12 protein-coding genes and 1 tRNA gene are annotated in these 12,870 nt (G+C 47.6%); all 13 read right to left on the bottom strand.

Features of this window, described 5'->3' with window-relative positions; genetic code table 11:
* Positions 1 to 107: 107 nt before the first annotated feature.
* On the bottom strand, positions 108 to 404 hold the full coding sequence (locus POREN0001_RS08305; RefSeq protein WP_004335141.1) for a hypothetical protein: 297 nt from the start codon (positions 402 to 404) through the stop codon (positions 108 to 110).
* 178 nt (positions 405 to 582) lie between these two features.
* Positions 583 to 2,103 carry a glutamate--tRNA ligase gene (gene gltX, locus POREN0001_RS08300; RefSeq protein ID WP_004335142.1) on the bottom strand — a complete coding sequence of 507 codons (1,521 nt, stop codon included), beginning with the start codon at positions 2,101 to 2,103 and terminating at the stop codon, positions 583 to 585.
* A 226-nt stretch (positions 2,104 to 2,329) separates the two neighbouring features.
* Positions 2,330 to 2,815, bottom strand: coding sequence for an ExbD/TolR family protein (locus POREN0001_RS08295; protein ID WP_004335097.1), 486 nt, complete (start codon positions 2,813 to 2,815; stop codon positions 2,330 to 2,332).
* An 18-nt stretch (positions 2,816 to 2,833) separates the two neighbouring features.
* Positions 2,834 to 3,442, bottom strand: coding sequence for an ExbD/TolR family protein (locus POREN0001_RS08290; RefSeq protein WP_004335014.1), 609 nt, complete (start codon positions 3,440 to 3,442; stop codon positions 2,834 to 2,836).
* Positions 3,443 to 3,469: 27 nt separating this feature from the next.
* Entirely contained in the window at positions 3,470 to 3,949 is a 480-nt protein-coding gene (locus POREN0001_RS08285; RefSeq protein ID WP_040581563.1) for a hypothetical protein, read from the bottom strand.
* 18 nt (positions 3,950 to 3,967) lie between these two features.
* Positions 3,968 to 4,798 carry a MotA/TolQ/ExbB proton channel family protein gene (locus POREN0001_RS08280; protein WP_004335089.1) on the bottom strand — a complete coding sequence of 277 codons (831 nt, stop codon included), beginning with the start codon at positions 4,796 to 4,798 and terminating at the stop codon, positions 3,968 to 3,970.
* Positions 4,799 to 4,921: 123 nt separating this feature from the next.
* Positions 4,922 to 5,009 (bottom strand) — tRNA-Ser (locus POREN0001_RS08275).
* Between the two features lie 427 nt (positions 5,010 to 5,436).
* Positions 5,437 to 6,054, bottom strand: a complete 618-nt coding sequence (locus POREN0001_RS08270) for a flavodoxin (protein WP_004335191.1) — start codon at positions 6,052 to 6,054, stop codon at positions 5,437 to 5,439.
* Positions 6,055 to 6,066: 12 nt separating this feature from the next.
* Positions 6,067 to 7,350 (bottom strand): glycosyltransferase, encoded by a 1,284-nt coding sequence (locus POREN0001_RS08265; protein ID WP_169307837.1) that lies wholly within the window; start codon positions 7,348 to 7,350, stop codon positions 6,067 to 6,069.
* Positions 7,351 to 7,386: 36 nt separating this feature from the next.
* Positions 7,387 to 8,544, bottom strand: coding sequence for a DNA polymerase III subunit (locus POREN0001_RS08260; RefSeq protein WP_004335047.1), 1,158 nt, complete (start codon positions 8,542 to 8,544; stop codon positions 7,387 to 7,389).
* A 244-nt stretch (positions 8,545 to 8,788) separates the two neighbouring features.
* A complete protein-coding gene (locus POREN0001_RS08255) occupies positions 8,789 to 9,862 on the bottom strand; it encodes a M23 family metallopeptidase (protein WP_004335204.1) in 1,074 nt (357 codons plus the stop codon).
* Between the two features lie 176 nt (positions 9,863 to 10,038).
* Positions 10,039 to 12,138 (bottom strand): ATP-dependent DNA helicase RecG, encoded by a 2,100-nt coding sequence (gene recG, locus POREN0001_RS08250; protein WP_004335028.1) that lies wholly within the window; start codon positions 12,136 to 12,138, stop codon positions 10,039 to 10,041.
* A 40-nt stretch (positions 12,139 to 12,178) separates the two neighbouring features.
* Positions 12,179 to 12,868: an IspD/TarI family cytidylyltransferase gene (locus tag POREN0001_RS08245; protein ID WP_040581559.1), complete on the bottom strand. Its 690-nt coding sequence runs from the start codon at positions 12,866 to 12,868 to the stop codon at positions 12,179 to 12,181.
* Positions 12,869 to 12,870: the final 2 nt, after the last annotated feature.

The raw sequence follows: 12,870 nt of genomic DNA, 5'->3' as shown, positions 1-12,870 counted from the left end.
TGCTACACATGCATTCTCGCCCTACGTATCACATCCTTTAAGCCGTCTTCTTCCATCATAGAGACACTTCCCTCAACTCTCGGAGAGGCTCTTTCTTCTCCGGCTTCTTATTCTGTCTCCAAAAGGCGTAAGGCCTCTTGGATGTTTTTTTTCAACCCTACAAGACGCTGACGGGCATCCGCCCAATCTTTGTCTTGTGCAATAATCATCCGAGCTGTAAGCAAAGCGTTATTTTTTTGCTGCTCTGTAGTCAAGCTCTCCTCCAGTCTCAAACGCTCCCCTTCAAGGTACTTCATCCGAGCTTGTAGCTCCGAAATGTACACCTGTTGGCGTTCCAAAAGCTGCGAGAGACCTCCAAAAGCACGCTCCAGCCGCTGCAAATACTCTGCTTCCTGCCTAGTCATTGCTAAGTCTTCTTACGGCAAAGGTACAAAAAAGATGGAATAGGCAGGTGAAAAGTCCACAATGAGAATGCAGATAAGAGGCTTGGAGGTCGTTGTCTGAATAGGGCCTACAAAAAGAACTCCTCTCCCTATGGCGAAATGCCACAAGGAGAGGAGATTTTTTTATTGGGAGGTCTGATTAACCGAGCTGCGCAATGGCACGCTCAATACGTCGGATGCTTTCTTCTCGCCCCAGTAAGTAAAGGATCTCGTTGATATGAGGGCCTTTGGGAGCTCCAACAAGAGCCAAACGAAGGGCATTCATCACCCCACCCATACTATACTCTTTGGTCTGAATGAAACTATTGAGAGCCTCTTCCAATGCCTCGCTTTCGAAGGCGGGTTGGGCATTCAATAGATCGATAATTTCACGCATTTGGAGCGAAGACTCTGCCTTCCAACGCTTCTTCACCGTTTTTTCATCGTACTCTTCGGGAGCCATAAAGAAGAAATAAGTCTCATCCCAAAGCTGAGGGATCAATTGCACTCGGTCTCGTACCACACTTAGGATGCTCTCGAGATTGGCAGGGACGTCTACATGATGCTGCTCCAAGACCGGAGTAAATAAAGCGGCAATACGCTCAACAGGAGCCTCCTGCAAGTAACGATGATTGAACCACTTGCCCTTCTCAAAATCGAACTTAGCCCCCGACTTACTGCACTTATCAAGAGAGAAGGCCTCTATCAGCTCCTCCCGAGTCATCACTTCTCGGTTATCCCCGGGGTTCCACCCCAAGAGGGCAAGGAAATTGACAACAGCCTCGGGCAGATAGCCACTCTCACGATAGCCCATGGAAATGGTCTGACTCTCAGGGTCGTGCCACTCAAGAGGGAATACGGGAAAGCCCAATCGATCGCCATCCCGCTTGCTGAGCTTACCATTCCCTTCGGGCTTGAGCAAGAGGGCAAGGTGAGCAAATTGGGGCATTGTATCTTCCCAACCCAACGCTCTATAAAGGAGCTTGTGCAAGGGGGCACTAGGTAACCACTCTTCCCCTCGTATCACATGGGTAATACCCATTAGATGGTCATCTACAATATTTGCGAGGTGGTAGGTAGGCAGGTCATCGCTACTCTTGTAGAGCACCTTGTCGTCTATAATGGACGAATTGATGCGCACCTCTCCTCGGATTAGGTCGTTTACCACGACTTCTTCTCCGGGCTCGATTTTGATACGTACCACGTAGGGCACTCCCGCCTCTTCCAAAGCTCGGATCTCCTCCTTACTGAGGACAAGATCGTTTTTCATGCTATTGCGGGTAGTAGCATCATACTGAAAGTTGGGGATTGCATTACGAGCAGCCTCTAGCTCCTCGGCCGTATCGTAGGCCTTATAAGCCTTCCCCTCTCGCAATAGTTGGGCTACGTACTCGCGATAAATATCTCGGCGTTCGCTCTGGCGATAGGGGCCACACTCACCCCCTACACCCACACCTTCGTCTATCTCTATCCCAAGCCAATTAAGTGCTTCCAATATATAGGCCTCGGCACCTGGTACAAAACGCTTGCTATCCGTATCCTCAATACGAAGTAGCATATCGCCACCAAAATGACGAGCAAAAAGGTAATTATACAAAGCTGTACGCACCCCTCCGATATGGAGTGGCCCCGTAGGACTGGGCGCAAACCGCACACGTGGCTTTTGGGAGGTTGAAGTCATATTCTCTTCTTTCTCTAGTGTATTGTGTTATTCTTTTCTATGCTTAATAGCGCAACAAAAGTAGCTATTTGTTGGGGATCTCCCAAAGAGGAGATAGCCCTTTCTTCTGAGGTTTAATAGGAGTAGCTCCTAACTAAAAACAAAGAGAGGGTGCACTTACAAATGCCCCCTCTCCTCTCTTTTTGGTGATTTCTATAGCCTCATAGAAGAGGTGTTGAGAGACCGATTAACGGCTCTGCTGACCTCCCGGCTGACGCGCCGAGTAACTGATATTGAGTGCGTCGGCACGACGAAGTTGATACTTAATATCCGATATAATCTTCATCTTTGTATCGGCATCAGCTTTGATAGAGATGGTCATAAGCTTCTTACGCTCATCTTGTATCTTAGCCTCTTCTTGCTTTACAAAGTCATAGACAAGCTCCGTATTCTGGATTATTTTGTCATTGATTTGAATGCAAGAATTATTACCGAACTTTGCGCGATAGGCTGCAATGGGCTTACCTACGTAGAGATAAGACACGAGCGACTTCTCTTCGAGCTTTGTGAGCTCTGTAGCGCGAGGAAGATTGCTGTACTCTACCTTAGCGGTTACTTCGCGGATACTTGTAACCATCATGATAAAGAACAGGAATGCAAAGATAAGGTCGGGGAGAGAGGAAGTGTTGAGTTCCGGCATCTCACGTCCGCCATTTTTACTGAATTTTCCCATTACTATCTTCCTTACTAATTACTTGAGATTCGACAAAGGCATTTCGGAGAGGTGCATCGGGTACACTTCGAGGATCATCTTCTGCTTATCGGTGCTGAGCTCTTCGTAGGGAGTATTGAACTTCATACGAGCATACTCATCCCAAATCTCATTGTAAGCCTTGAGGATCTCATTTTGTACATTGATGAACATCTGATAACTCGTTTCTACCTCATTCTTAAGAGAGATAGCGTAGCTAAGAGTTGTAGTCTCAACCACTCCAAGACCAGGTACCTCGCGAGTTTCCTTCTCGGGCAACTCAGGACTATTCTTGGGGTTCACCACAAATTCTTTTACACGCTCCTTGAGCTCTTCGATAGAGATAAGCTGAGTACTCTCGCCACCTGCCGTCTTACGTAGTACGGCAATCTGGTCCTTACGATTAACGAGCAACTGCATAATGTTGCGGTCGTTAATCTCTATATCATCATGTTGTTCTTCTTTGGGCACAAGCGGCGGAAGACGACGCTTAATACCCTTATCCGTATCCATTGAAGTAGTTATCAAAAAGAAGATCAGAAGAATAAAAGAGATATCGGCCATAGACGAACCATTGATGCCTGGTACTTTCTTTTTAGACTTAGCCATGCTCTTATTACTGATTTAATTTGATAATTATTTCTTTAGTGTACTGCGGCGAATTGCGCCCCAAATGATCAGAACGATAGTTGCTGCAATAAGTGCGTAACTACTGTAAAGCACCATATCGGCGGTTTTGAGCCAGCCCGCAGTGAGATACTTCTGAGAGTCTTCGTTTACAGCACTCATAGCGGCAGGGTCTCCATTGCCAATAGCGTAAGTGATAACGAGTAGCAATACAAGAGCTACCAAACCGATAAGACCTGTAAGAGCCTTCTTTGAGTCCCGCTTAAAGCTTCTGAAGAAGCCGATTAGGGCAAAACACAAGGTAACCACTAGGGTTAAGCCTGTGAGTATGTATACCCATCCGAGGAATGCTCCTGTAAGCTCGTAGGCCTTATTCGTCCCTTCCATGTGCGAACCTCCCATAAAGAGAGAAAGGCACATAAGAACCGAGACAACCAGGAGAGCGAGGAACGTCCAACTGGATATCTTTCTAGATTTTGTTACAGACATAACTACTAATGGGGGTAATTACTTTTTAATATTGTACTTGATAACCAAGTCGAGAAGAGAGATAGAAGCGTCTTCCATCTTATTGAGGATAGCCTCTACCTTGCTGAGGATGTAGTTGTAGAAGAGCTGAAGGATAAGAGCTACAATAAGACCAAAGATGGTCGTAATAAGAGCTACCTTCATACCGCCGGCAACTACCGTAGGGCTGATGTCACCTACCTTTTCAATCTTGTCGAAGGCCATAACCATACCGACTACAGTACCGAGGAACCCGAGAGAGGGAGCCATGGCAATGAAGAGAGTAATCCAAGAGAGGTTCTTTTCGAGAAGACCACCTTGTACCCCACCATACGATGTGATAGAGCGTTCAACGATGTCAATGCCTTGATCCATACGCATAAGACCTTGGTAAGCAATAGAAGCTACAGGGCCGCGAGTCTCACGAGCAATTTTCTTAGCACCTTCTACATCACCACGAGCAAGAGCATCTTCGATACCCTTAAGTAGCTTGTCTACATTGGTATCTGAGAGGTTGAGGTAGATGATACGCTCCATACAGAGAGCGAGACCAAGGATGAGGGCGAGAGCAATGATGGCCATAAAGTCGGCACCCCCTTCGATGAATTTCGTCTTAAGAGCCTGATGGAAGCTAGCTTCTTCGGCAGGAGCTTCGGCAGGAGCTTCAGCAGCTTCTTGGGTTTCCTCTTGATCCGCTACAGCAGGAGCAGCTACCTCTTCAGTGGCAGCAGCCTCAGGAGCTTGTGCGGGTTGGTCTTGAGCCCACGAAGCAGTGGTAATGCTCACTGACAACAAGGCGGTGCAGGCAAGAGTTGCAAATAACTTTTTCATCTTGACGTTGAGATTAAATTGTTCTATCTTTTTAATTTGTTCTATTATACTTTTTCTTTGATGGTGACAATAAGGTGAAGGAATATACCTATCTAAACATCATGTCTACCCCTCAAAGTTCTGCGGAGAGAATGGGATTCGAACCCATGAAACACTTTTGGCGTTTACACACTTTCCAGGCGTGCCTCTTCAACCACTCGAGCATCTCTCCTAACTATTTCACCCCATAGTATCTCTGTATTTTATCTTTGAATATCAGATACTTGAGCGAAATTCACGAGTATTAGGGCACTTCCCAACTCGTATTTCAACCGCAAATCTAATCTTTTCCCTGCAAATAGGGGCTACAATTAGCAAAGAATTATCGACTTCTAAGCTCCAAAGGGCGAGATTACTGCCCTATTGGAACATAAAAATCACCAATTGCACAACGCCTACTTTGCTGCCGTAATCAGCTCTCTTTAGCTCCTCCCCATCCCTAACTAACCAGACTAAAAAAGCGACATAGGGATTGTTCTTTTTCTCCCTCGCTAGAAAGCAAAAATTTCCTGCCCTAGAAATTTTTATTTTCCAAGCAGAAATGCTCCTCCATTCTGGGCAAGATTTTTTTCAAAATAGGGCAGAAAATCCTCTGAAAATCAGCTGTCTTTTTCAGGAGATTCTTTATAGGGCTGTAAAGTACGAAGCCATTGATCGATCCGAGGAGCAGCGGTATTAACCTCGTCTTTGTGTATCAAAAGCCCTTCCATCAGGCTAGACTTGGGGAGCATCTGCATCAAGTGGGGCATTATCTTAGTGATACTGCTCTTTCCACTCGTTGCAAAGGGCACAACTACTTTCCCTCGAAAATCATGCTGCGCAATGAAGGTTTTCACCACCCCGGGCAACTGCCCAAACCAAATAGGAGTACCTAAGTAAATCGTATCGTAAGCAGCAAATCGGGGCAGTTTTCCCTTGATTTTGGGATACACATCATTGTTACGCTCCTCCTTGGCACGAGCCACTACATCATTGTATTCGCTGGGATAGGGCACCTCAGGCTCGATACGGAAAAGGTCTCCTCCTACCTTACGATGAATTTCTTCAGCGACCTGTTTGGTTACGCCTCCACGAAGCGAGAAGTAGGCGACTAACACCTTCTTATTTTCTCGGGCATGGAGATTGGCAAAAGAGAAAAGCATCCCCAAAAGGAGGAATAGGGTGCATTTGCGTCTCCATTGCCTTATTTGTGGGGTTATTACAAAAGACTTATACATAGGACTCTAGTATTATGAGGTGTATACATTGAGGTATCGTTGTACGATATTCGTGGTATCATAGCGATGGAGCACATCGGTACGACACTGTGCTATTGGGCCTTTTTCGGTGGCACGGAGCACCTCTTCTATCCCCCTAGCCAAGTCGGGCACATCTCGATAGCGAGCCAAATAGCCCGTGACTCCATGAGTAATAATCTCGGGTATCCCCCCGACCTCAAAAGCGACCGTAGGGCACTCCATGGCAGCCGCCTCTATAATGGTATTGGGGAGGTTTTCCTCGAGAGAGGGCGTTACATACAGGTTGGCGGCGGCATAATGAAGAGCCATTTCCTGTGGGGATAGGTACCCCACACACTTAAATTCGATAGGAGCGAGCGACGAAAGTAACTCAGGATGGGATATTTTTCCAAAGAGAAGAGCGAGAGGCTTCTGCTCCTGAGCATAGGGAGTTGCGTAGAAAATTTGAAGAGCCTTGAGCATCTCGGCAAAACCCTTGCGAGGGTCGTCAGTACGAGCTGCTCCAAAAAGGAGTATAGGTCTATCGGCTGGCAAGCCAAGTTTTATGCGAGCTTGCTCTCGGGGGATAGGGGTGAAAGTCTTGGAATCGAAGACGTTGGGTATAGCCTCCACGCGGCACCCTTGTGTCAACAACGACTGCCGAGCTTCGGCTGCAATCCACTCGCTACACCCCACAAAAGAGGGGGATAACTCTTTGTAGAGAGCCTGTTTAGCACGGAAAAAACTCCGTGCCGGATCGAAAAAAGGGATCCCGGGTTGCAACTGAGGGCAGTCATGACACCCTGGAGTTTCGGTAAAACGCCGGCAGTCGCGAGCGTGATGACAAACAGAAGTAAAAGCCCACTCGTCGTGAAGGGTGAAGATCACCTTTTTCTTTAGTTGTACCAAAGGACGAAGAGAGGAGAGACCAAGAAATCCCTGGTTGATCCAATGAATATGGATAACATCAGCCCCAAGGATAAGAGGATGGTGCTTGAGAGAAAAACCTGCTATCGGCAATGAGACATCAAAAACATGAGCCAAACGAAAACCTTGAGACACCCATGCAGCTCCTACTTCGAGCGATTTTTTCCATTGTGCAACCCCTCGAGACCAAGCACTATCCCTCCGTAAAGCGTGAATACCGGATCCCCGATGAGAAGCATGGAGTACGAGCATAGAAGCATTCAAACCTGCCTCACGCTGCGCCATCATGAGACGATGTGCTGCAATAGCCGCTCCCCCCGCACTATCGCTGGTACAGAGATGAACAACTTGCAAGGGGCGTGAACTCATAGGCATGAAAAAGCACAAAAGAGATTCTCTAGGACTTCAAATAGAACGAGCCTCTCTCGCCTTGAGAGCCGGTGATAGGGCGGCAGTATAGCGTAGGAAGGTATCAAAAAGCACCATTTTGGCACTAACATTCCCTCTCACGTGGCGTATAGCACTCTCAGTTGTACGATATATAGATTCGATATTAGCAGGAGTAATCACCTCATTCAAGGCAATAAAGATTGCTTGCTCTCTATCTGTAGAAAACTGAGTACCGGCTCCCGTAAAATTGCCCGTAAAGCTAAGTCGAAAACACTCCTCGAAGTAAACCAAAGCTGCAACAATCCATTCTCTCCCCTCACTGTCCATCTTCTCACTTAACTTACGGAGCGCAACCACATCCTTACGCACTATGTCTCCAATAAGTTGTCCGAAGCATTCTGTGTATTTGGCAATGGAAGTATTATTAGCAAGTATCTGACGAGCCCGAAGCAATATACCATCGCTACGGAGGGCGGCACGCAACAAATCTCGCTCCTGTGCTTGTGGGTAAAACTGCCGTAGCCCCATTTTGAGTTCGTCTTGGGTGAGAGGGAGCAACTCAAAACGCTGCATACGGCTCAGAATTGTCTCCAAAAGCTGCTCTGTAGCAAAACAAACCGATACAATAATCGTCTTATCGGGAGGCTCTTCCATCAGCTTGAGGAGCTTATTGGCAGCCGCCTCATTCATGCGATCAGGCTCGTATATAATGACCATACGATACCCACCCTCGCTAGAGGCGATACTCAGTTTGTTCTCCAAAGCGATGGCATCCTTACTATAAATCACAGGTTGCTGCTTGCCGGCGTTGAGGTAGCGAAGCCATGTCTCATGATCGAAATAGGCTCCCTCTGCAGCAAACATTTCACGCCACTGAGACAAGAAGTTATCCGAAGGCGTCTCCACGTCCGTAGCATTAACAACAGGGAAGATATAATGGACATCAGGGTAAGAAAGCTGAGAAAGCATCTTGCAATGGGGACAGACTCCACAGCTATCCCCATGGTGAGGGTCCGAACAATTAAGGTACTGTATCCAGGCAAGAGCAAGCCCAACACCGGGCATCCCATCTTCTATATCGAAAAGGATATTGTGAGGGATATGCCCCGTAGCACTAATTCTCCGAAGTTCTTCTTTGAGCGACTCGTAGCCTATTATATCTCTAAACTGCATAGTAGTAAGTGGCTTTTGGTGCCATCTTTATTTGCTCGGCTCTACGAAGGTACAAACTCTCACGCAACAAAAGAGTTTTTGCTCGCAGTGAGGAAGAGATAAATCCACCATAAGATTATAGGGAACATACTCTCCCATAGAAACAAAAAGAGAGTGCAACAAAGAGAAGTTTTCCCCCTCTTGCTACACTCTCTCCTATCTTTTATTAGGAAGAGACTCTTATCTCTCTCCTCTCTGTGCGACACTAGCGCACCCGAATAGATTTTCCGGGGCGAAGAGTTGCCTTTGCGGTCATATTGTTTAGCTTACAAAGCTTAGCAACTGTAGTGCCATGTCGCTTAGCAATCGAAGAGAGGCTATCACCTTCTTTGATGCGATGCGTCTGAGGAGCTTTTTCCTTTGCACGCTCACGACTATTGGCAGATTGCTTGTACTCCGTTACTTTCTCTTTGTTGTTCGCAAACAATTCTCCATAGCTAGGACCGGAATTATCAGTGTTACCACGACGGAATACGTAGGTATCACGCTGTAGTACTCCTAGGGAGAAATCGACAATCTGCGTTGGATTAATGGGAATCCCCATAAAGCGAAACTCTAAATGCAAATGAGGGCCGGTAGAGCGACCTGTAGAGCCACCTAGACCGATAGGATCGCCGGCTTTCACCACTTGATCGCGCTGCACCAACTGACGGCTAAGGTGACCATAAACGGTCTCTAAACCATTGGGGTGACGGATCACAACGTAGTATCCAAACCCTTTACCTTCGAAATCTCGGATACGAACCTTACCACTAAAGGTAGCACGCACGGTGTCTCCCGTGTGGAGAGCGAGGTCTATACCTCGATGGTTACGACCAAATCTGGAACGATAACCGTAGTTGGAAGTCACCTTTACCTTCCCACTGAGGGGCATCACAAAGCCCTCACAATTGATCTCGTAACTAGAGGGGATTTCAACGGAATGCTTACCGGCGAAGGGGTTGACATATGAGCTCCAGCTATCCACTCCGTAGAGGTCGATGGCTGGTGCTTCAAGGGCTTCGCGCGCGTCTTCAAGCTCGCGCATATTCTTTTTTGCCTTGACTTTCTCAATCCCCTTAACACCATCTGCATAGAGCGTTGGCATCTCGGTGGAATCTGCACTTTGGGACGAAATCCCTTTCTTGCTCTTAGTCGTCGCAACCGCTGTAGTGCGCGCCGACTTCTTCTTTCGAGGCTTCTTCCTATCCACGGAATAGGCCTCAAGAGGCAAGCTAAGTAGAGCTACAAACCCCACTAAAAGCAGGGAGCGAGCGGCTGTTAGCTTTGTTCTTTTCATTCTGTTCTTACTTAGTTCATACTTGGCATACGAGGAGCGCTTCTCCTATTCTGCCCAACTTGTCCGATCGCAAATGTAGTAGATTCTACTGAAACAACCACAAAAAAGAGAAGAAAGGATACTGAAAGGGGGGCGTTTTTATGGTTATTTGCGAAGAAATAACACTTAGCACCCTGCTATCCAATACTCCCCCAACGCTTACTCTTAGGGTATATTCTCTCTAATTCTTCTGCCAAAAGAACCATATCCCCTCCCTCTAAAAGAGCATCTCGTTCGAGGATTTCCTTTACAGTTTGAGCTGCAGCATAGAGGATATTGAGGTCTTTCGATGGCTCTGCGAGGCGCAATCCCGAGAGGTCGCCACTCTGTCGTGTTCCCTCTATGTCCCCGGCGCCCCGCAATTTGAGGTCTTCTTCCGCAATGAAAAAGCCGTCGTTGGAACTACACATCGCCTCAATTCGCTTGATAGCAACAGGACTGATGGTTCGCTTAGAGAGCAATAAACAATAACTTTGCTCGGCTCCTCGCCCGACTCTCCCACGGAGCTGATGCAATTGAGCCAACCCAAAACGATCGGCATTCTCGATGACCATAACGGAAGCATTAGGCACATTTACCCCAACTTCTATCACCGTAGTAGAGAGCAAAATAGGGATCTTACCCGAGACAAATTGCTCCATACGCTGCTGCTTCTCTTGGGGTTTTAGTTTGCCGTGAACCCACGTTACATTACGATCGCCAAAGCGATAACGATATTGCTCGTAACCGGTTTCCAGATTTTTGTAGTCGGAGTCTTCTGTCCCCTCTATCATAGGATAGACCACATAGATCTGCCTACCGGCAAATAACTCTTGCTCCACCAATCGAAAAACCTCTTCGGAGAAATCGTCGAAATAGTGGCGTGTGGAGATCGGCTTGCGCCCCGGTGGCAATTCATCTATCACCGAAATATCCAGATCTCCGTAGAGCGTCATAGCAAGAGTACGTGGGATAGGAGTCGCACTCATAATGAGTACATGAGGGAGTAGATCGAGGCTTTTTTCCCAAAGACGAGCGCGCTGCACCACACCAAACCGATGCTGCTCATCAATAACGGCAAGAGCAAGATGTGCAAATTGTACTCTCTCTTCTAGGAGCGCGTGTGTGCCGACCAGCAAACGCAAAGACCCTTGAGCAAGATCCTCCAATATGGTCGTTCGCTCTCGCTGTGGTGTGCTACCCGTAAGAAGGGCCACCTCTATACCCAAAGGAGCGAGCTGGCCACGCAAGGTTTCGTAATGTTGCTGGGCGAGTATTTCCGTAGGAGCCATCATACAAGCCTGCCAACCATTATCCAAAGCCAAAAGCATGGAAAAAACGGCAACAAGAGTCTTGCCACATCCCACATCTCCCTGCAGAAGGCGATTCATTTGCAGTCCACTCTGCGTATCGTGCCGGATCTCCCTAAGCACCCGTTTTTGGGCTTGTGTGAGGTCGTAAGGGAGGCTCGAATAGTAAGAATTGAAGTACTCCCCCACCTGATCGAATAGGTAGCCTTTGAAGTGAGACTTGCGCTCTTTCTTTGTCAGTTGCAGTGATAGTTGCAAGAAAAACAGTTCGTCAAACTTCAGTCTCTGCACAGCTTTTTCCAGCGTTGCATCGTCTTTTGGGAAGTGAATGGCGTAGAGAGCCTGAGGCAATGGGATTAAACCCCAACGATTTCTGACCTCTTCGGGCAACGTTTCTCTGATATACAGATGGGCTATTTGGCACAATCTCCCGATGGCGTTGCGCAGATTCTTACTATCCAATCCCGAGCGTTTCATCTTTTCTGAGGTATGATAGACAGATAGCAGCCCACCCGCGACTTGGCTCGCACGCTCAATAGGCGTAACCTCAGGGTGCACAATATTATAATAATGCCCAAAAGCCTTAGGACGGCCATAGACGATATACTCTCGCCCTGTGGGGAATTGCTCCGAGATATAGTCCGACCCCTTAAACCACACCAGCTCAATAGAGCCCGTATCATCCCTAAAAGTCGCTTTCAATCGGGTCTTCCGGCCAAATCCCTCAAGTACATAATCCGAGATTATCCCCCGAAGTTGTACCTCGCCTCCTCCATCTCGCAGTTCTCGCACAGTGAGGATGCGACTACGATCCACATAACGAAATGGGAAAGTATAGAGAAGATCTCGAAACGTATAGACCCCTAATTCGCTCTGCAACAGCTTACTCTTACGCTCTCCTACGCCAGGGAGATACTCAATAGTAGTCTGTAGATAGTCCTTATTCATGGCAAAAAGGGCTTAGAGGAGCAGCGTGAAAGTGAGAGGATTAGTGATTCGATGGAGAATTAAGTGCTTGACGGAGAAAAAGAAGGTCGTGGGGATGGGTAATTTTTTTATTCTCAGGATTAGACTCAACAAGCTCAATAGGAGCATCATACAGAGCCTCATACACAGAAGCATCGTCTGTAAAATTCGCACCACCATCCGCTTGTCTATAGGCTGCACGAAGGCGCTCAAGATGGAATACCTGAGGGGTTTGCACCGCTACAAACTGAGTTCGATCTACCGATTTTGATCCCATCAACGGCTCGAGGTGTCGTATAGAATCCGTAAGAGGTAGGTAGGGAATTGCAGCTCCTGACGCCTCAGCTGCGGCAAGAAGAGCCTCTATTGTCTCTCCCGAGACGAGGGGGCGCACAGCATCATGCACCCCAATAAGAGTATCAGGATCTGCGGCGAGAGCCTCTATGGCGTTGCGCACCGATAAGAAACGTGTTGCCCCGCCCTCTACAATTTCATGCTTGAGATCAAAAGACTTCTCCCGACATAGTTGCTGCCAATACTCCTGATAATCCTGGGGAAGAGCCAGTGTAATACTCTCTGCATAAGGAGCAATGGCGCGTAAAGTATGCATCAAAATGGGAAGCCCCTCTACCTCCACAAATTGTTTGGGAAGAGGGCCTCCAAATCTAAGTCCTACCCCACCGGCGGGGATCACGAAGTGGCACTTTGGCATAC

It is taken from the genome of Porphyromonas endodontalis ATCC 35406 (assembly GCF_000174815.1).
GTDB classification, from domain to species: domain Bacteria; phylum Bacteroidota; class Bacteroidia; order Bacteroidales; family Porphyromonadaceae; genus Porphyromonas; species Porphyromonas endodontalis.
Note: the sequence above shows the minus strand (reverse complement) of the source record. Positions and strands in the feature narration are given on the sequence as shown.

Bases quoted from the DNA above. Each gene is read 5' to 3' on its own strand.
- POREN0001_RS08305 (WP_004335141.1), bottom strand. From the start codon at position 404: ATGACTAGGCAGGAAGCAGAGTATTTGCAGCGGCTGGAGCGTGCTTTT.
- POREN0001_RS08255 (WP_004335204.1), bottom strand. From the start codon at position 9,862: ATGAAAAGAACAAAGCTAACAGCCGCTCGCTCCCTGCTTTTAGTGGGG.
- POREN0001_RS08295 (WP_004335097.1), bottom strand. From the start codon at position 2,815: ATGGGAAAATTCAGTAAAAATGGCGGACGTGAGATGCCGGAACTCAAC.
- POREN0001_RS08260 (WP_004335047.1), bottom strand. From the start codon at position 8,544: ATGCAGTTTAGAGATATAATAGGCTACGAGTCGCTCAAAGAAGAACTT.
- POREN0001_RS08245 (WP_040581559.1), bottom strand. From the start codon at position 12,868: ATGCCAAAGTGCCACTTCGTGATCCCCGCCGGTGGGGTAGGACTTAGA.
- recG (WP_004335028.1), bottom strand. From the start codon at position 12,138: ATGAATAAGGACTATCTACAGACTACTATTGAGTATCTCCCTGGCGTA.
- POREN0001_RS08270 (WP_004335191.1), bottom strand. From the start codon at position 6,054: ATGTATAAGTCTTTTGTAATAACCCCACAAATAAGGCAATGGAGACGC.
- gltX (WP_004335142.1), bottom strand. From the start codon at position 2,103: ATGACTTCAACCTCCCAAAAGCCACGTGTGCGGTTTGCGCCCAGTCCT.
- POREN0001_RS08265 (WP_169307837.1), bottom strand. From the start codon at position 7,350: ATGAGTTCACGCCCCTTGCAAGTTGTTCATCTCTGTACCAGCGATAGT.
- POREN0001_RS08285 (WP_040581563.1), bottom strand. From the start codon at position 3,949: ATGTCTGTAACAAAATCTAGAAAGATATCCAGTTGGACGTTCCTCGCT.
- POREN0001_RS08290 (WP_004335014.1), bottom strand. From the start codon at position 3,442: ATGGCTAAGTCTAAAAAGAAAGTACCAGGCATCAATGGTTCGTCTATG.
- POREN0001_RS08280 (WP_004335089.1), bottom strand. From the start codon at position 4,798: ATGAAAAAGTTATTTGCAACTCTTGCCTGCACCGCCTTGTTGTCAGTG.